The organism is Streptomyces sp. NRRL S-646, from assembly GCF_000720765.1.
GTDB lineage: Bacteria > Actinomycetota > Actinomycetes > Streptomycetales > Streptomycetaceae > Streptomyces.
On sequence record NZ_JODC01000007.1, the window covers coordinates 1 to 18,651 of the forward strand.

At 69.6% G+C, this 18,651-nt stretch carries 12 protein-coding genes and 3 pseudogenes; 8 read left to right on the forward strand and 7 right to left on the reverse strand.

Going from position 1 to position 18,651, the window contains the following annotated elements; all coding sequences use genetic code 11:
- Positions 1-363 precede the first annotated feature (363 nt).
- The 3 genes from IH68_RS0115525 (at position 364) to IH68_RS49805 (ending at position 4,849) form a co-directional block, all read left to right on the forward strand.
- Positions 364-1,038 carry a pyridoxamine 5'-phosphate oxidase family protein gene (locus IH68_RS0115525; RefSeq protein WP_051833457.1) on the forward strand — a complete coding sequence of 225 codons (675 nt, stop codon included), beginning with the start codon at positions 364-366 and terminating at the stop codon, positions 1,036-1,038.
- A gap of 332 nt (positions 1,039-1,370) precedes the next feature.
- A complete protein-coding gene (locus IH68_RS0115530) occupies positions 1,371-2,180 on the forward strand; it encodes an intradiol ring-cleavage dioxygenase (RefSeq protein ID WP_078912467.1) in 810 nt (269 codons plus the stop codon).
- 167 nt (positions 2,181-2,347) lie between these two features.
- On the forward strand, positions 2,348-4,849 hold the full coding sequence (locus tag IH68_RS49805; protein WP_063763521.1) for an ATP-binding protein: 2,502 nt from the start codon (positions 2,348-2,350) through the stop codon (positions 4,847-4,849).
- A 56-nt stretch (positions 4,850-4,905) separates the two neighbouring features.
- Here IH68_RS49805 and IH68_RS0115540 read toward each other — a convergent pair whose 3' ends face one another.
- Positions 4,906-5,688 carry a hypothetical protein gene (locus IH68_RS0115540; protein ID WP_030934906.1) on the reverse strand — a complete coding sequence of 261 codons (783 nt, stop codon included), beginning with the start codon at positions 5,686-5,688 and terminating at the stop codon, positions 4,906-4,908.
- 216 nt (positions 5,689-5,904) lie between these two features.
- Positions 5,905-7,149, reverse strand: a complete 1,245-nt coding sequence (locus tag IH68_RS0115545) for an NADH:flavin oxidoreductase/NADH oxidase family protein (RefSeq protein ID WP_030934909.1) — start codon at positions 7,147-7,149, stop codon at positions 5,905-5,907.
- A gap of 273 nt (positions 7,150-7,422) precedes the next feature.
- Here IH68_RS0115545 and IH68_RS0115550 point away from each other — a divergent pair, with 273 nt between their 5' ends.
- The gene (locus IH68_RS0115550) at positions 7,423-9,315 is read left to right on the forward strand and encodes a propionyl-CoA synthetase (RefSeq protein ID WP_030934912.1); all 1,893 of its coding nucleotides are present in this window, start codon (positions 7,423-7,425) and stop codon (positions 9,313-9,315) included.
- Positions 9,316-9,902: 587 nt separating this feature from the next.
- Here the strand turns inward: IH68_RS0115550 and IH68_RS0115555 are convergent.
- The 3 genes and pseudogenes from IH68_RS0115555 to grpE form a co-directional block, all read right to left on the reverse strand.
- Positions 9,903-11,957, reverse strand: a complete 2,055-nt coding sequence (locus IH68_RS0115555) for an alpha-L-fucosidase (RefSeq protein WP_030934915.1) — start codon at positions 11,955-11,957, stop codon at positions 9,903-9,905.
- Between the two features lie 400 nt (positions 11,958-12,357).
- Positions 12,358-12,522: pseudogene (locus IH68_RS57985) on the reverse strand (DUF2267 domain-containing protein); the annotation flags it as partial.
- A 6-nt stretch (positions 12,523-12,528) separates the two neighbouring features.
- On the reverse strand, positions 12,529-12,684 hold the full coding sequence (gene grpE, locus IH68_RS57990) for a nucleotide exchange factor GrpE (protein WP_234341367.1): 156 nt from the start codon (positions 12,682-12,684) through the stop codon (positions 12,529-12,531).
- 288 nt (positions 12,685-12,972) lie between these two features.
- Between grpE and IH68_RS53090 the strand changes: the two are divergent.
- Positions 12,973-13,124 (forward strand): annotated as a pseudogene (locus IH68_RS53090) (subtilase); the annotation flags it as partial.
- A gap of 1 nt (position 13,125) precedes the next feature.
- On the opposite strand, the pseudogene IH68_RS59775 reads toward IH68_RS53090, so the two are convergent.
- Both IH68_RS59775 and IH68_RS0115580 read right to left on the reverse strand, forming a co-directional pair.
- A pseudogene (locus IH68_RS59775) lies at positions 13,126-13,491 on the reverse strand (hypothetical protein); the annotation flags it as partial.
- A 128-nt stretch (positions 13,492-13,619) separates the two neighbouring features.
- On the reverse strand, positions 13,620-15,008 hold the full coding sequence (locus IH68_RS0115580) for a glycoside hydrolase family 43 protein (RefSeq protein WP_030934924.1): 1,389 nt from the start codon (positions 15,006-15,008) through the stop codon (positions 13,620-13,622).
- A gap of 248 nt (positions 15,009-15,256) precedes the next feature.
- Here IH68_RS0115580 and IH68_RS0115585 point away from each other — a divergent pair, with 248 nt between their 5' ends.
- From IH68_RS0115585 to IH68_RS0115595, 3 genes are all read left to right on the forward strand, one after another.
- Entirely contained in the window at positions 15,257-16,681 is a 1,425-nt protein-coding gene (locus IH68_RS0115585) for an amidase (RefSeq protein ID WP_030934941.1), read from the forward strand.
- A gap of 26 nt (positions 16,682-16,707) precedes the next feature.
- Positions 16,708-16,926 (forward strand): hypothetical protein, encoded by a 219-nt coding sequence (locus tag IH68_RS0115590; protein WP_030934944.1) that lies wholly within the window; start codon positions 16,708-16,710, stop codon positions 16,924-16,926.
- A 143-nt stretch (positions 16,927-17,069) separates the two neighbouring features.
- Positions 17,070-18,557, forward strand: coding sequence for a flotillin family protein (locus tag IH68_RS0115595; RefSeq protein WP_030934947.1), 1,488 nt, complete (start codon positions 17,070-17,072; stop codon positions 18,555-18,557).
- Positions 18,558-18,651: the final 94 nt, after the last annotated feature.

Here is an 18,651-nt window from a genome sequence, read left to right on the forward strand (position 1 = left end):
CTGCAGCGCTGATCTGCCTGATCCACGTTGATCGCGATCGGGTCCGGTGCGCCGACGCGTGGACGAGCGGTCTACGGCGTGGCACCCACCCGCTGACCGCTACTCACCGCCTCGAGGACCCCCAGCCACGCGTCGGCTGGGGGTCCTCTCTTTCGTAGACCATTCTGCGAGCTTCATCCGGGTCACCGGTCCGTGTCGCCCTTTCACGTGGACGGTGATGTCCTCAAGCTCACCCTGCAAGTGCCGCCCCTGGCCCCCTGCTGCCCCTCGAAGGGCTGAGCGAGCGACCTGTTCTACTCTCTCCTACGCGGCCGGTGACGCTCCTCGGCTGGTGCCCTGAAGGAATCGCTGTCAGGAGGATCGTTGGATCACGACGAGCGGGTCGACCGGCCCGGAAGCCACGGCGAACACCAGATACAGCGTGAGTTGGGCACCCTCAGCCGCGCGGACCGGTTCTACGACGAGCAGGTACTGGATCGGCTGAACCCGCAGATGCAAAAGTTCGTTGCCCGGCAGGAGATGTTCTTCCTTGCCACGGCGGACAGCCATGGCGAGTGCGACAGCACATTCCGGGCCGGACCGCCGGGTTTTCTCCGGGTACTCGATGAGGCGACCCTGGCGTACCCGGAGTACCGCGGGAACGGAGTCATGGCCTCGCTCGGCAACATCCGGGAGAACCCGCACGTCGGCATCCTGATGATCGACTTCTCTCAGGACCGCATCGGCCTGCATGTCAACGGCCGGGCGCAGTTGGTCACCGACGAGGCCATGCGCCGCAGGTATCTCAACCTGCCCGTTGATCCAGTACCCGGCCGGCGACCCCAGATGTGGGTGGAGGTGGAGGTCGAGGAGGCCTACATCCACTGCTCGAAGCACATACCGCGGCTGGTGAGCGCACCGCTGCGGCAGAACGCGAACGGAGAGGGCGGTGCGGCGGCCAGCGGTGAGCAGGCCTGGGGCACGGACGACGTCAAGCGCAAGGGCGGCGACTACTTCGGAGCCGCAGCCGGGGCAGGGAGGCGACTGCCTTCCCGCTGACGACCAGCCTACGGATCCGCTTCAGCAACACCCCGAGCATGCGGGACCAAACAGGACGGCATGGGCCTGGCGGTGAGGATGCCCTGAGGGCCCTCACCGTCTCGGCAGCGTCTCCCTCGGGACCGGACCCCTGCGCGACGCGAAAGGGCCGGGGCGGTGATGACCAGGAGGATGCCCGCACCATGCTCCGGGGGCCGAGGTGCCGTCGAGAGCCACGTTCTGCATCCCGTCGGGCACCCGGGCGGATCACGGCGCCGTGCGTTTCGTAACGCGCCCGATTCACCGGTCATCCGATCGATCCCACGCACCGCCGCGCACGTCATTCTCACAGCATGACTGACACCCCCCGCCCCGACTCCACAGAACGCGAGCGCGCCCCCGAGCCGGCCGACGGCTCGGGCGGTGCGAGTCGCAGAGCCGTCATCGCCGCTTTGGGCGGTGCCACCCTCGGAGCGGCCGCTCTGGGGCTCTCGTCCGGGCCTGCGGCCACGGCCGCAGGCCGGAACGACGCAGCCCCGGCCCGGCAGGCCGCCGACTGCGTCCTCACGCCCGAGCAGACCGAAGGGCCGTACTACCTGGACCTGGAGACGGTCCGCAAGGACATCACCGAGGGCAAGAGCGGCGTACCACTCACCCTCCGCGTCAAGGTGATCGACACCGCGACCTGCTCCGCGCTGCCCGGCACGGCGGTCGACATCTGGCACTGCGACGCGCTCGGCGTCTACTCCGGCTACGTGGCCGGCGGCTCCACCCCGGACACGACCTTCCTGCGCGGCGTGCAACTGACCGACTCCGGCGGCGTCGCCGAATTCACCACCGTCTACCCCGGCTGGTACGTCGGCCGTGCCCTCCACATCCATGTCAAGACGCATGTCGGCGGCACGGTCGCCAACGGCAAGTACCACGGAGGACACGTCTCCCACACCGGCCAGCTCTACTTCCCGGAGACGTACAACAGCAGGGTCGCCGCTCTGGCTCCCTACCGGAACAACACGGCTACGCGGACGCTCAACGCCAGGGACGGCATCTACCGCAACGGCGGGTCCTCGACCCTGCTGACGCTCACGCAGGTCGGCAGCGACCTCGGCAAGGGAGTGACCGGCACTGTTGTGCTCGGCATCGATCCCGATGCCGTGCCCTGACACGCCGCCCGAGCGGTAGCCGGTCCGCTGCGACGGTGCCGGCCACCGCCCGTTGTGCCGTGGGCCGTCCACGCAGACCGCTCGCAGTCGCGCGTCCCAGTGCGTCGATGACGGACGTGAGCCTCACTTCCGGGAATGGGCGGCCGGGATGCGGGGATGACGGGAGCATGACATGTGAGTCGTGCGGTGCGCCGCTGACCGGTCGCCCCCGCAGTGGTCGACCGGCCCGCTACTGCTCCGGCGCATGCAGACAACGGGCGTTCCGGCAACGTTCGGCGCGCCCGGATTCAAGCCGGGCGCAGAGGGTCGCGTCATCGCCGGCACAGAGCGCCGGCTCCTCGGCCACCGCTCAGGGGCGCGGCCTGCCAAAGGCCCTCGACTCCTTCGTCGGCCGGCGCGCGGAACTGTCGCGGCTGCGCACGCTGCTGAGGACGTCGCGGCTCCTGACGCTGACCGGTGCCGGCGGCGTCGGCAAGACGCGGTTGGCGCTGGAGTTCGCCAGGGACCTGCCCGGCCGCAACGGGCGGGTCGACCTGGTCGAACTCGACGCGCTGCGTGACGGCGCCGCGCTGGCACAGTCCGTCGCCGCTGCACTGGCCGTGGGTGAACGGGCAGGACGATCCGGTGTCGACGTCCTGGTCCACGCGATCGGCGACGCCCGTCGGCTGCTGATCCTGGACAACTGCGAGCATCTGGCCGAGCCGTGCGCCCGGCTGATCGCGACCCTGCTGAGTCACTGCCCTCGGCTACGGATCCTGGCCACCAGCCGGGAGGCCCTGCGCGTACCCGGGGAGACCGTGCTGCGCGTCGGTGAGCTGTCGCTGCCGCCGGCCGGCGCCGGAGACGACCCGGTTGTCCTTCTACGGGCAGACGCCGTCCGGCTGTTCGTCGAACGTGCCTCGAGTTGCTCACCAGGGTTCACGCTGCATCGCGGAAACGGCCGGACGGTTGCCGAGATCTGCCGCAGACTGGACGGCCTGACGCTCGCCGTCGAACTGGCGGCCCGCCGGGCCGGAACGCTTACACCGCGCGACATCCTGGCAGGACTGGGCGACCAGATGTCCCAGCTGACCCTCCTGTCAGGCGGGCACAGGACCGGACCCGGGCGCCACAGCGAGCTGGCCGCCGCGATCGACTGGAGCCACCGACTCCTCGAGCCGGCCGAACAGGCCGTCTTCCGGCGTCTCGCGGTCCTCGTCGGCGGATTCGACACGGCCGCGGCGCGGGCGGTCTGCGCCGGAGACGGTGTCGCCCCGTCGCGGATACTCGGCATCCTGTGCGCCCTCGAGGCCAAGTCCCTGATCACACGTGTCTCGGGAGACACGGCGGGACACGCGGAGACCGCACGATTCAGACAGCTGAGCACCATCCGCGCCTACGCCGTGGAGCGCCTGCTCGCATCCGGCGAGCTGCACAGCACCAGACAGCGGGTCCTCGTGTGGCTGAACGGACTCGCGCAGCGGGCCGGCGACGAGGTGTTCCCCGACCAGGCCGGCAGCCCGCTGACCGTGGAACGGGACAACCTCGCGGCGGCTCTGGATGGCAGCACCGGTTGCGACGGTGGCTCGCGCCCACGGCTGGAGCTGGAACTTGCGCGGGTGCACTACGAACAGGAACAGCCGTCCGCCGCCCGCGCGTTACTGACGGGACTGCTGCGGGAAACCGGCGTCCCGGCGCTCGGCGGGGCGCTATCGGCGCTCGCCGCGCGCGTGGCCTGCCAGCGGGCCGATCCGGCGCAGGCGCTGCGCCTCGGCGAGCAGGCGGTGGCCATGGAGGGCCTGCGCGATCACCCCGCCGGGCTCGCCAACGCCCTGGACGCGCGGGCCGCCGCGCGGCTGTGCCGCGGGGAATTCGACGCGGCCGTCGACGATCTGCGTGAGTGCGTGGAGGTCGTCAGCACGCTGGGCAGACCCAAGGACACCGCATGGTGCACCCATCACCTGGCCTGGGCGCTGCTCCAAGCAGGCGGGGAGCTGGAGGCCGACTTCCTCATGTCCCGCTGCCTGCCGGTGCTCAAAAACCACGCCCCGTGGAACCAGGTCGCGGCCGCTCTGCACACAGCGGGCGCCGTGCGGCTGGCGCTGGGGCAACTGGAAAGCGCCGAGGCACTGTTCGGCGAGGTGCTGCGGATCGTCCCGGAAGCAAGTTTTCACGCGCTCTACCCGGTGGAGGGCCTGGCGCTGGTGGCCGCCGAGAGCGGGGACATGCGACGGGCCCTCCTGTTGTACGAGGCGAGCGCACAGGCACGCCGCCGACTCGACACCGTCTCCGAGGCTCCATGGCGACGCCAGGTGGAACGAACGGTGACCCGTATCAGCACCCGGATGCCGGCATCCGCTCGGGACGCGGCCGTCAGCGGCGGCCGTCGGCTGCCCGCGGAGCGGCTTGTCGCGTACGCCCTGCGGACAAGGGGCGACGACCGCCGAGCGGCTGAGCACGCCGTAGCGGTCGTCGACGACCGGTCGGCGCTCACCGGAAGGGAGTTCATGGTGGCCGAGCTCGTCGCCGACGGACTGACCAACCGTCAGATCGCGGAGCAGCTCGGTCTTTCGATCCATACGGTCGCCACACACCTGGACAAGGTGCGCGACAAGCTGGGCTTGCGGTCACGCACGCGGATCGCCCTGTGGGTGGCCGCACGGACCGAGCCCGGAGACACGTCCGTGTGACGTATCACCGGCCTCTCGCCGTCGTCGCTCGGCGGTCGGGTCCACTCACGTCCTGCTCATCCGACCAGGTCGGTCGGTTCCCGGGACGAGGCAGCTGTCGGCTGGGCTGGATGACCAAGTCGACGCGCTGCTGCGGGACACGCAACTCCGGGTGCCGGTCCGCGCTGTCCTGCGCCGGCTTCGCCGCGGCCTTGTCGGCCAGGGCGTTGACCGCTGCGTTGAATCGCTCCATGGAGGTGGGGGTGGTCGGGTCCCAGGACGTACTCCTTGATGGTGCGGCGGTGCGGGGCCGTCGGATCCTGCCGCGATGCGGGCACCGGGCTCAGGATCTGCGGCAGCCGGGCGCCTGCGCGGTAGAGCAGATAGGCGCCGCCGGCGGTGGTACAGGCGGCCCGGAAGTCGTCGTCGGGCAGGTCCTGGGCGTTGGTCAGCACATACGGCTTGAGGCTGGCCACGAAGTCGGCGACGACCGAGGAGACGTCGCTGATGAGGATGTCCCCCTGGTTGAAGCACTCGTACAACGTGGGCAGTTGCCCGACGATCACGTGGTGCCGGGCAGGTCCGTGGCTCTCCCAGAAGATCCGGTGCCCTTCGGCGTGGAGTGCGTGCCACTCGGCGGCGCCGTCGCGGTCGGGGACCCGAGCGTCACGGATCTGCTGGGCGTCGTCGCTGTCGTGCCGTCCGGCCAGTTCGTCGCACCTGGCCCGGATCTCCCGTCGCCGACATTCCTCCGCACCACACCGCACTCCGCGGGCGGCAGCCACGTCGCGGTTGCGACGGGCTTCCGGACAGCCGCCGACGCTGGCCTGTTTGAGGTTGACGACCCGGCAGGCGTCCATGGCGATCGGCGTCCCACCCGGACAAGACCGCGCGGTGTGGCCGGGTGGGGCGCGGCTACGTGGCCTGGACGCCTGGGATCGCCGTCAGCAAGCGCCGGGCCATGGAGACGACCGGCGCGAGGACTGCAAATTCGGCTTGGCACCTCCCGGGCTTGCAGGCCGGACAGAATCAGCGCTTCACAGCAGCCACCGAGCGATCCGTGACGCCACGGAACCTCAGGCTCCACGCTTGCGGCGGAAGGATGTCCTGCCGTTGCGCTGCAGCAGCGAGACAGTGGTGGCAAGACGCCCTCGGCCCAGGTCGGGTTCGAGGCCGGCGCCCAGTCGGTGCAGCTGGTCGGCGTGCCAGCTGAGGTCGAGCACACCGTCGAGCGCCTTGAGGTCGGCGATCCTGCCGAGCACACGGCGCATGCCATAGCGCAGCCGGTGCGCGACGACTGCTTCGGCTCGGCCCGTGAGGATGACGTCCGCGGCAGCAGGCGTTGTGGCGGTGGGCCGGCCCATTCCGACGACGTCGCACTCGCCGCTGGCTACGGCGTCCTCCATCGCGTCACGGCTTCGAAAGCCTCCCGTGACCGCCAGCGGTATGTCACCCACCAGGCCGCGCACCGTGCGTGCGTACTCCAGGAAGTACGCTTCGCGGGCGCGCGTCGACGCCGCGGCGGAGCCCGTCATCGCCGGAGACTCGTAGTTGCCGCCGCTGATCTCGATCAGGTCGAGTCCTTCCTTCGCGAGAGCCGCGACGACAGCGTGGGACTGCTCCTCGGTGAAACCACCGCGCTGGAAGTCGGCCGAGTTGAGCTTGATGGCGACGGCGAAGCCGGGCGACACCTGTGCCCGTATACGGCGCACGATCTCGAGGACGAACCGCATCCGCCGCTCAGGGTCGCCGCCCCACTCGTCGTCGCGCCGGTTCGACAGCGGTGAAAGGAACTGGGAGATCAGGTAGCCATGGGCTCCGTGGACCTGCACCCCGGAGAACCCGGCCGCTTCGCACACCGCCGCCGCGGTCGCGAACCGCTCGACGATGTCCTCGATCTCCGCGGACGTCAGCTCGCGGGGCCTGGTGGCGCCGGGCAGGTTGAGCGCGACCGGGCTGGGCGCGACCGGTGTGTGCCCGAGTGCAAGCAGATTGGCCTGGCGGCCCGGGTGGTTGAGCTGTACCCAGGTGGGAATGCCGGAGTCCTCGGTCGCCGCGGCCCATCGGGTGAGCGCATCGATGCAGCTGTCGTCCTCTATGACGACATTGCCCGGCTCGACGAGCTGGTGGCGGTCGACCATGACGTTGCCCGTGACGATCAGTCCGTACCCGCCCTGGCTCCAGGTCCGGTACAGCCGTTGGAGGCGATGATCCGGCGCGTTGCGCTTGTCTGCGAGTGCCTCGCTCAACGCGGACTTCATGATCCGGTTCGGCAGCACCTGACCGTTGGGCAGGGTGAGGTGGTCGGGCAGGGAGGTCATGTGCGGTTGTCCTTCGGTGGGAGGGGTGCCTGGCGCGGCACGTCGAGATTGCGGAGCGTTCGGTTGCTTCGCAACCTGGGCAGGTCCAGCGGGCTCAGGCGCGTACACGCTTGAGGAATGGCTCCGCCTATTACCTCGGCGCGTGAGTCGAACCGGGAATCTGAAAGCGAGTCCTGCTGGCCGGACCCGACATGCTGACGATAGAAAGCATGTGCCCGACAGCGATCTGCACGCCGTTACCCGCATGCCCCCGGTCCCACAGAGGAGTCCCCAATGGGAACGTATGAGGATGTCTTCCGCTCCAGTACCGAAGACCCGGAGAGCTTCTGGCTGAGGGCCGCGGAGGGCATCGACTGGGATGTCGCACCGCAACGCGCCCTGGACTCCTCGGGCGCACCGTTCTACCGCTGGTTTCCCGACGGGCGGCTCAACGTCTGTTTCAACGCGCTCGACCGGCACGTCGAAGCCGGCCTGGGCGACCAGCCCGCGCTGGTCTACGACTCCCCCGTGACCGGCGCGCGGCGCACCTACACCTACGCGCAGCTGAGGGATGAGGTGGCGGCCTTCGCCGGAGGCCTGTCCCAGCTCGGCGTGGGGCAGGGCGACCGGGTGGTCGTCTACATGCCGATGATCCCCGAGGCGGCCATCGCGATGCTGGCCTGCGCCCGCATCGGCGCCATCCACTCGGTCGTCTTCGGCGGGTTCGCGCCGCCCGAACTCGCCGTCCGCATCGACGACGCCGCCCCAAAGGTGATCGTCTCCGCCTCGTGCGGCATCGAGGGCAAGCGGGTCATCGCGTACAAGCCGCTGCTGGACCGCGCGATCGAACTCGCCGGACACCGGCCGGAGAAGCGGGTGATCGTGCAACGGCCGCAGGAGCGGGCCGAGTTGGGGTCTGACGACCTGGACTGGGCCGACCTGGTCGCCACTGCGGCGCCCGTCGACTGCGTGCCAGTGGCCGCGACGGACCCGCTCTACATCCTCTACACGTCCGGGACGACAGGAAAACCCAAGGGAGTCGTCCGCGACTGCGGTGGTTACGCGGTGGCCCTGCACTGGTCGATGGGCGCCGTCTACGACATCGGCCCGGGCGAGACCATGTTCACCGGCTCCGACGTGGGCTGGGTGGTCGGGCACTCGTACATCGTCTACGGCCCTCTGCTGGCCGGCGCCACGACCGTGCTGTACGAGGGCAAGCCGGTCGGCACGCCGGACGCGGGCCAGTTCTGGCGCGTCGCCGCCGACTACGGCGTCAAAACCATGTTCACCGCCCCCACTGCCTTCCGTGCCATCAGGAAGGAGGACCCCAAGGGCGCGCTCGCCGCGGAGTACGACCTCTCCCGCCTGCGCTATCTCTTCCTCGCCGGCGAGCGCCTCGACCCCGAGACCTACCACTGGGCCAGCGCCCTCCTCGACATCCCGGTGATCGACCACTGGTGGCAGACGGAGACCGGCTGGCCCATCGTCGCCAACCCGGTCGGCATCGAGGCCACCCCGGTCAAACCCGGCTCGCCCACCCGTCCGCTGCCGGGCTGGGGCGTCCGCGTCCTGGATCCCTCCGGGCAGCCCGCGCCGCCCGGCGTCGACGGCGCGATCGTCGTCAAACTCCCCCTGCCGCCCGGAGCGTTGCCCACCCTCTGGAACGACGACGAGCGCTTCATCGGCTCCTACCTCTCCGCCTTCGACGGCTACTACCTCACCGGCGACAGCGGGCACATCGACGCCGACGGCTACGTTTTCGTCATGGGCCGCACCGACGACGTCATCAACGTCGCCGGACACCGGCTGTCCACCGGAAGCATGGAAGAGGTCCTCGCCACCCACCCCGACGTCGCCGAATGCGCCGTGATCGGCGTCGCCGACGCCCTGAAGGGACAGATCCCCCGCGGCCTCGTCGTCCTGAAGGCGGGCACCGCCCGCGAACCGGCCGAAGTCGAGGCCGAACTCGTCCAGCTCGTCCGCGAGCGCATCGGCGCCGTCGCCTCCCTCAAGGACGTCGCCGTCGTGGCCGCCCTGCCCAAGACCCGCTCGGGCAAGATCCTGCGCAAGACCATGCGCGGCATCGCCGACGGCCACGACGAACCCATCCCCTCCACGGTGGACGACCCGAACGTCATCGAGGACCTGCGCCCTGTTCTTCGCCGCGGCCCCGGTCATACCGCTTGAGCGGCCCCGCAGGCTGGCGGCGACGGGGTCGTCGTGGCCAGGCTGCGAGGAGGTCGGCCACCTGCTTGGCACTTCGTACACGCCGATCATGTGACGACGTGTGAGCGACCCTGACCCGCCTCCGAACGCCCCTCGGAGCAAACCGCTCAACCGACTACCGAGGCGCCGAGCGGCCCTCGTCGGAGCCGACCCCGACAGTCAGCCGATTGCGCCCACCGTCGCCGGCGGCGGAGACGGACGCACCGCGAGGGTCGGCAAGACCACGCCCACGGCCGTCGGGCGCACGACGTCCCGGCGGGAAGACACCCGCAGTGTCCAGGGGTTCGTCACGGGCCCGTCCGCGGCAGGCAGGACCCTGCCGCGGCCTCAGTGATCCTCTGCCGTCGGCGGGGGCGAGAACGATGTCGAAGCGGACCTGTGTCCAGGTGCCGTCGACGACCCGCCCGTCGGGTGTGGGCGTGCCCGCCGGACGCTGGTCGAGAGCCTTGACCAGCGACTCCTTGACGCCGAAGGCCGTGTCGGAGTCGAGCAGTTCCTCGCCCCGGACGAAGATGTGCGTGGCAGGGATGCCACCGGGGTGGTGCCAGTCAGCCGACCGGGCTGAACGTCCACAGCAAGTTGGTGCTCTGCTGCCACGTCCACTGCTTGGTAACGGCCCCTTCGGCGACCAGGCCGCCGCCGTCGAGGACCAGTCCCGTGCTGCGGTTGGCAATCGAGTACCGGCCTTCGCCGCGGTGGATGATCTGCCACTGTTGGGTGTTACTGCCGTCCCAGGCCTTCTGCCGGGCCGGGTCGCCGTTGCCGGTGGAGCCCCAGCCGTCGGCGACCATGCCGTTGGTGCGGTTGACGAGCCGGTAGTAGCCGTTGCCGAGTTCGAGTGCCTGCCACTGGAGATTGGTGCTGTCCACTGCCTCCCACTGCTTCAGGTTCGAGCCGCCGGCCACATTGCCACCGCTGTCCAGCACCAGGTGGTTGGTGACATTGGTCAGGCGGAAGTACTTGTCGGGCCTGAACGTCACCTTCAGTGATCTGATGGCGTCATTGTTGCCGGTCACCCGGAGGTCGGGGGTGTTCGAGGTGAACGTCCAGGCGGTGCCGGTGAAGTTGTCACCGGAGTAGCCCGTCACCTGGTAGCCGTCGGGTATCAGGACGGACGATGCCGTGGCGGGCGCCAGGCCGGCGGTGGACAGCTGGGAGGACGTGTAGCTGCCCAACGGCAGGACCGCGCGGGCACCTTCGTAGTTGACGTTCGAGGTCACCGCCGCGGAAACGCTCACGGGCATGCCCTGGACCTCGACGCACAGCACGGAGACGTCGGCGTTCGGCGCGGTCGCCGGCACCGTGACGTTGATCTGGTCGGTGACGGTGTACGGGAGCGAGACCGAGGGGTTGTTCAGCAGATAGACGCGGCTGATCGTGTTGTCGATCGCCGGGATCCGCAACTGGCCGTTCGTGGGCCAGGTGAAGACGTGGGCGAAGAGCTTGCCGTTCTTCTTGGTGACCTTCCCCCATGAGGGGTCGGTGGCGAACGGGCTGCCGCTGGTGCCGTGAATGCTGTCGCTGTGCGTCGACATCCATGAGGCCAGGCCGTTCAGGACGGTCTGGGATCCGGCGGTGACCGAGCCGTCGCCCTTGGGGCCGATGTTCAACAGGAGGTTGCCGTCCCGGGAGACCACCGTGATGAGTTCCTGGACGATGTCCTTGACGGACCGGTAGGAGTTCTCCCTCCCCGCGTTGTAACCCCAGGCGCCGTTCATGGTGGCGCACCGCTCCCACGGCCGGCTCATCGGCGCGGCGGGGATACCGAACTCCGCGACCGCGTAGTCGCCGAGACCGTGGTCCCGCTTGACCCGTTCGTTGACGATGAGGCCGGGTTTGCGGGCGATCAGCCAGTCGTAGAGGTCGACGCCGTCCGATTCCAGCCACCAGTCCTCCAGGGTGGGGCTGGAAGGCTCGCCGAACCAGTCGCCGTCGAACCACATCAGCGCCGGGTCGTAGCGGTCCAGGAGTTCCTGAAGCTGCGCCTTCAGGTCGGCGATGTAGGCGGTGCGGGCGGCCTGCGAGGACATCGTGGTGAGACCGCTTTGGTGACGGTCGGTCTGGGACGGGTGGTTCCAGTCGAGTATCGAGTAGTACAGGCAGAACTTGATCCCACGGCTCTCGCACTCCCTCTTGAGGTCCATGAGGGGGTCGGTCCGGACGCCGTTGTAGTCGTGCAGGTTGTACTGCCTCGTGCCGGTGGTGTCGGTGAAGCCCCCGACGTTGGAGTCCCACATCGCGAAGCCCTCGTGGTGCTTGGAGGTGATCACGAGGTACTTCATGCCGGCGTTCTTGGCCAGTTCGGCGATGGCGGCGGCGTTGAACTCGGTCGGGTTGAACTTCTTGGTGACCTGGCTCTGGTAGTCCGCCTTGCTCCACTGCTGGCTGTCGAAGGCCCACTCCCCCTGGCCGAGCTGCGAGTAGGACCCGAAGTGGATGAACATCCCGAACCTGGCCTGGTACCACCAGTCCATCTTCGAGGGGACGGCGTACGCCTCGGCGGTGGAGGGCCACAGGACCTGCGGCAGCCCGAAGGCCGCCACTCCCCCGGCGAGGGCGGCGGCCTTCATCAGAGAGCGTCTGCTGAGGGAGGCAGAGGACATGGGGCGGCTCCATGGGTCGAGGGGGGGATGACAGGGCGAGCGGAACGCCGACAGGGGCGGTCATGCTCCGCGTCGCCCCACAAGGAGACATCGGATGGATTTATAGGAGACCGACGATGTCCACGTCTATAGCTGGGGCGAGATTGACTCAAAGAGGGAAATAAACCAGAGGTTTGGAAGACACCCGGAGTTGCGAAGCGCCCACCCACCCGCCGAGTGAAGCACTATACATAGGATCTATTGGGGACCAGGTGAGCCCGGAGCACCGCGCTCTCAGGGCTCGCGAATGAATCCCCCACCGCGAGATGGACGCCGCCGGACGGGCCCATGTGGTCGAGGGGAGCGGCCCAGCCCGGCGGGCCACACCGGCATCCGTCGGTGCCGGGTTGGCGGCTGGTGATCAGTCTGGATGCGGATGCCCGAACAGCAGGTCGTAGCCCGGCGGGAGTTGGAGCAGTGTTGGCGGTCTTCTCCGTGACGCCTTCGATCCGGGCAGCGGTTGCCCGGATGAAGCGATCGGGCGACAGCGGTCGTGTGCCTGGAGCGGGTTGAGCAGGACGAAGGCGATGTCCTACAGGCCCGGCGTGAGCGGCTCGTGCGCGCACGCCCGGTCGACGGCGTCCAGCACGGGCAGCAGCGCCCGGAACACGTTGGCCACCGCGAGTTCGCGGACGGCCATGCGGTCCTGCCGCACCCGCTTGCGGTAGTTGTCGTACTCGGCCTTCACCCGCTGCAGGGTCGGCGGTCCGCTCCTCCACCAAGCGCCGTAGTTGCTGCAGTTCGGTGCTCCGGCCCACTCCCGGTCATCGTCAGGCGGCCTCCGGCTTGTCCTCGTCGACGATCTCGGCGTCCACCACCTCGTCCTCGGACGAGTCATCAGCCGTGCCGCCCGCGGGCGCCCCCGCCGACTGCTCGGCCCGCGACTTCTCGTACAGGGTCGTGCCGATCTTCTGCGCGGCCTGCGTCGTACGGTCGACGGCCTGCCGGACGGCCGCCGTGTCCGCGTTCTCGTCCTTCAGCGTACGACGCCAAGCCCAGCTGGCAGAGGACACAGGCTGCACCAACCGCACGGTGCCGGACGTGTCCGCGGTCGCCGACCCGAACACCGGTGTCGCGGTCTACGACAGCTATCGTTCGGCGACCGGCTGGATGGTCTTCGGCGGCACCAGATGACCACGTCGATGGTGTGCGCGGGCAGCGGGACGGCCTCGATGGTGCCCATGAGGAACTCCACGTTGGTCGCGCCCGCCTTCTCGGCGTTGGTCAGGGCCAGGGCGGCGTCCATGCCGCCGCCCGAACCGAGGTCCAGGACGCGCTCACCCTCGCGGAGTTCGGCGACGGCGGTGAGGTTGCCGCAGCCTAGGGAGGCAGCGCCGGCCTCGGCGGGCTGCTCGCTCATGACTGGCGTACCGGACAAGCTCACCGCTTTCCTGACCGCCCGGCAGCCCGCCGGAGCCAGCACGTGAACGCGCCGCTCGGCCGCAGCGTCGCGGCCGAGCGATCGGGACCGGGTTGCTGGTCGCGGTCTCGCCAACGTTTTCGGTCCGAGTGTCCTCCGCCCTGACTGGCTCACGGGACACAACGTTCGCTGCCGACCCGGCGACACAGCCCAGCCGCCAAGATCGTCGGCAAGGCAGCTTCCCAGGTCAGCAAGGGCGCAGCTCAGGCCCAGGATGCCACCGGCACAAACGAACTGTCCTGCCGGAACAGATCCGTCCCCGCCGTCGCCTCCACCCTCAGCTGGTAGTTGTAGTGCCGCAGGCAGTAGCCGGGATAGTTGTACGACTCCCAGCGGATCGAGCCCGATGCCGTGCCCGTCCTGGCGATGAAGGTCGCGTCCTTCGCGAACGTCGACGTGCCGTCGTTCGCGTCGAAGCGGCCCCGGAAATCGTAGTGGCGCAGGTAGTTGCCGGACGCGTCGCGGAAGGAGAAGGCGTTCGAGTCGGCGAGACCTGCCACGACCGTGAAGGTCGACGCCGTCTTCTCCGCGCTCGTGCTGGAGCCGCTCACCACCGGGAGGTTGAGCAGGGAGGACTGCTCCTGCCAATAGCGGGTGGTGTAGTTGGCCGACTGGAAGGAGCGCGTCACGTTCTTCGACAGGCTCGGACCGCCCGACACCGTCTCCTTGATGACCGTGAAGTGGCGTGCCGTACCGGAGATGGAGGGCAGCGCCTTCGGGGCGGACCAGGTCGCGAAGGTGTCATAGCTGTCGCTGTAGTAGTAGTTGCCGTCGCCGTAGCCGTCGAAGAAGATGCGCCAGCCGCCGTTGTCGAGCTGGATCACGGACGGGCCCTCGCGGTAGCTGCCCCAGCCGGCCCAGTCGCCGGTTCTGGTGATCGTGTAGGGGCCGGTGAGGCTCGACGCCGTGCCGTACTCGATGTACTTGGCCGTCTCGTTCTTCGTGAACGCGTGGTAGGTCGAGCCGATCTTCACGATGTACGTGTCGATGTGGTTCGAGCCGATCCCGGACAGGGCGACGGGTGAACTCCACGCAGTGAGCGCCGAGTTGGTGGCCTTGAGACGGTACGGGGTGAAGATCCACTCGTCGCTGGTGAGCGAGCAGGACACGATGATGTTGACGCTGCCGTCACTGTCGACGAACCACTCGGGCGCCCACGCCCGGGACAGGCCCGCGATCGGGACCGTGTAGTCGTACAGGAAGGTCCAGTTGACGCGGTCGGAGCTGCGGGCGAAGCCGATGGTCGTGCTGACGTCCTGCCAGGTGTGCGTGGTGTAGGTGAGGTAGTAGTAGCCGTCCGTGTGCTTGAAGACGCTCGCGTCGCGGATCCTGTCGCTGGGCGGGGTGTAGGCCGAGGCCTGGACGAGGCGGAAGTCGGTGGCGTCGTCGGACTGGTAGACGTTGACCGTGCCGTCGTTGCTGTTGAGGAACGGGACGATGGTGTAGCGGGTGGCGGAGCCGCTCGCCGGTGCCGCGGCCGATGCCGTGCCGAGCAGGCCGGGCAGTTCGCCCAGTACGAGCGCCGAGGCGGGCAGGGCGGCCATCGCGCGCAGGAGGGCGCGGCGGGACGGGGCGGGGGGTCGAGTGCTCACGTGCGGCTCCTTGGTCCAACCGAAAACCGTGATGTGCGGAATATCGAACACAGTTCGGCAAGTCGGTCAGAAGGTAAAGGTGGGGCCTGTGTGCGTCAATGGATTGAGCAGGACTCGATGACACCTGTGTGACGGTTGCGTTGCCGTCGAATCGCCACCGAGGGAAGGGATGTTCGAGATTCCGTACCACAGGGGCCCGCTGGACGTTACCGTTCAGTAGACAATGCTGTCCCGGAAAGGTGTCCCGCATGACGCTCGACCGTGCCGCAGGCCTGGCGGAGTCCGCCCGAGCTCTCGCCGAGGGGGAAACCACCTCCCGGGCGCTCGTCGAGCAGGCGCTCGCGCGGATCGAGGCGACGCAGCCCTCCCTGAACGCCTTCCGGATCGTGCGGGCCGAGGCCGCCCTGGCCGAGGCCGACGCGGCGGACGGGCTACTGGCCGCCGGCCTGCGGAAACCGCTGCTCGGCGTGCCCGTCGCCGTCAAGGACGACATGGACGTGGCCGGGGAGCCGACCGCCTTCGGCTGCGACGGGGAGTTCCCGCCGGTCGCCGAGGACGGTGAGGCCGTACGGCGGTTGCGCGCGGCCGGGGCCGTCGTCGTCGGCAAGACCAACACCTGCGAGTTCGGGCAGTGGCCCTTCACCGAGGGGCCCGCCTTCGGGGCGACCCGCAATCCGTGGCATCCGGAGCACACGCCCGGCGGCTCGTCCGGCGGGTCGGCCGCCGCCGTCGCCGCCGGTCTCGTGCCCGCCGCGCTCGGCTCGGACGGCGCCGGATCCGTGCGCATCCCCGCCTCCTGGACCCACCTCGTCGGCATCAAGCCGCAGCGCGGCCGCATCTCCACCTGGCCGCGCGGCGAGTCGTTCCAGGGCATCACTGTCAACGGCACCCTCGCCCGCACGGTCGCGGACGCGGCCCTGCTGCTGGATGCGGCGAGCGGCAACCACGAGCTCGATCCGCACCGGCCTGCGGCCATCAACGCCTCGGAGGCGGTGGGCCGTGAGCCCGGGCGGCTGCGCATCGCGCTCTCCCTCAAGCCGCCGTTCACCGCCGTGCCCGCGCGCCTGCAGCCCGAGGTGCGCGCCCGCGTGCTTCAACTGGCCGAGAAGGTCAGCGCGTTGGGGCATGTCGTGGAGGAGGCCGACCCGCCCTACGGTCAGATCGGGCTCGCCTTCGTCCCCCGCGCCACCGCCGGCATCGCCGAGCGTGTCAGCGAGGCTCCCTTCCCCGCACTCCTCGACCGGCGCACCCGCGACGCCGCCCGGCTGGGCCGGCTGCTCGGCGGGGTACCGCTGAGGGCGGCGCGGCGTGCGGAGGCGGCGCTGCAGCGCCGTATCGGCACCTTCTTCGAGTCGTACGACGTCGTCCTCGCGCCCACGACCGCCGCTCCCCCGCCGCGCATCGGCGCGATGCAGGCGCTGAGCGGTTTCGCCACCGACCGCGCGATGATCGCCGCCTGCCCGTATGCCTGGCCGTGGAACGTGCTGGGCTGGCCCGGGGTCAATGTGCCCGCCGGGTTCGTGAGCGGCGGGCTGCCCGTCGGGGCGCAGCTGCTGGGACCGGCCGGCAGCGAGCCCTTGCTGATCTCGCTCGCCGCCCAGTTGGAGGCGGAGCTGCGCTGGCACGAGGCGTGGCCGCCGCAGCGGGCCGTCACGGACTCCCCGGCGGCGTAGACGGGTTCGGCCCGTACCCTGTGACCATGGACGATGCGTCGATGGTCGGGCTCATGGGGCGGGTCACCGGTACGGTCGGGCCCGGCCTCGTCGGCGAGGTGATCGTCCGGGTGCGGGGCGGGGCCGAGCACTTCCTCGCGTACGCGGCCACCGGGACCGACCGGATCGAGCGGGGCACGGTCGTGATGGTCGTCGAATACCTGCCGCCCAGGACCGTCTACGTCACTGCCGCATACGACAGTTGAGCATGCTCCACCCCAGGTGAGAGCCGTTTGCGGGCGGGCGCGTCAAGAACGCGACAAGGATTCGCCGACGTCTTCTCGCGGGCCTCGCGCAGGAGCACACTCCCTTCGTTCGGTGCCGAAAGGGCACCATGCAAAGGGGGCGTATGCCGATGGTTGTCGGCGTCGTTGCGGGAGTGGTGGTTGCCTCCATTCTCGTACTGATCGGTCTGTTCAAGCTCATGTGGCGCGTCGCGGAGCCCAACGAGGCGCTCGTCATCTCCGGCTCGAAGCACAAGACGGAGGGGCTCGGGGAGGGCATGGGATTCCGCATCGTCACCGGGCGCGGCACGCTGGTGCTGCCCGGTGTGCAGGCGGTGCGCAAGCTCTCGCTCGACCTGAACGAGACCGAACTGCATGTGGACTGCGTGACCCACCAGGGCATTCCGCTCAAGGTGCGGGGCGTGGTCATCTTCAAGGTGGGCGACGACTACGTGTCGATCGCGAACGCGTCCCGCCGCTTCCTCGACCAGCAGAAGCTGATGGCGGAGCGGGTGCACAACGTGTTCGCCGGTCATCTGCGGTCCATCGTCGGCGGGTTGACCGTCGAGGACATGATCCGCGACCGGGAGAAGCTCACCGCGCAGACCCGGGCCGCCTGCGGCACGGAGATGGAGAAGCTGGGGCTCATCGTGGACTCCCTGCAGATCCATGAGATCGAGGACCCGACCGGGTACATCCAGAACCTGGCCGCACCGCACGCCTCCGCCGTCCAGCGGGACGCACGGATCGCGCAGGCGGAGTCGAACCGGCTGGCCACGGAGGCCGAGCAGCAGTCGTTCGCGCGGATGGCGGAGGCCACCCGGGACAGCGAGATCTTGCAGGCCGGTTACCAGGCCCAGCGGGACAAGGCGGCCGCACAGGCGCGGCAGGCGGGTCCGCTCGCCGATGCCGCGGCCCGACAGGAGGTCGTCGTCCAGGAGACCCGGGTCGCCGAACTCGAGGCGCACCGGCGCGAGCAGCAGCTCCAGGCGGACGTCCGCAAGCCCGCGGACGCCAAGGCCTACGAGAAGCGCACGCTGGCCGAGGCCGAGCGCGACGCGCGGATCTCGGCGGCTCAGGCCAAGGCGAAGGAGACCGAGCTGGCTGCCGCCGCCGAGGCGACCCGGGTCAAGACGGCCGCGGGCGCGGAGGCCGAGGCGACCAAGGCACGGGGTGCCGCGGCCGCCACGGCGACCAAGGCCACTGGTGAGGCCGAGGCGGCCGCCGCGCAGGCCAAGGGTCTGGCGGAGGCCGAGGCGACCAAGGCCAAGGGGCTCGCCGAGGCGGAGGCCATCAAGGCGCGGGCCGCGGCCCTCGCCGAGAACCAGGAGGCGGTCGTCGCCCAGCAACTCGCCGAGAACTGGCCGGAGATCGTCAAGGCGGGCGCGTCCGCGTTCGGAAGCGTCGACAACATGGTGGTGCTCAACGGTGCGGACGGCATGGCCGACATGCTCGCCAAGGCGCTCACCATGGGCGGCACGGGCCTCGGCCTGGCCCGCCAGCTGCTGGCCTCGATGAACCAGAACGGGCAGACCCCGCACGGGACTTCACCGTCTCTGAACGGGATAGCGGCACCGCCGTCGCAGAAGGTGCCGGTGGAGAAGGAGGGATAGCCGTTCCGGCGGCAGTACGACAACAGCTCCCGGGGGCCCTCGGTTTCGAGGGCCCCCAGGCCTGCTGAGCTGCCCCCCGCCCCTCTAAGGTGCC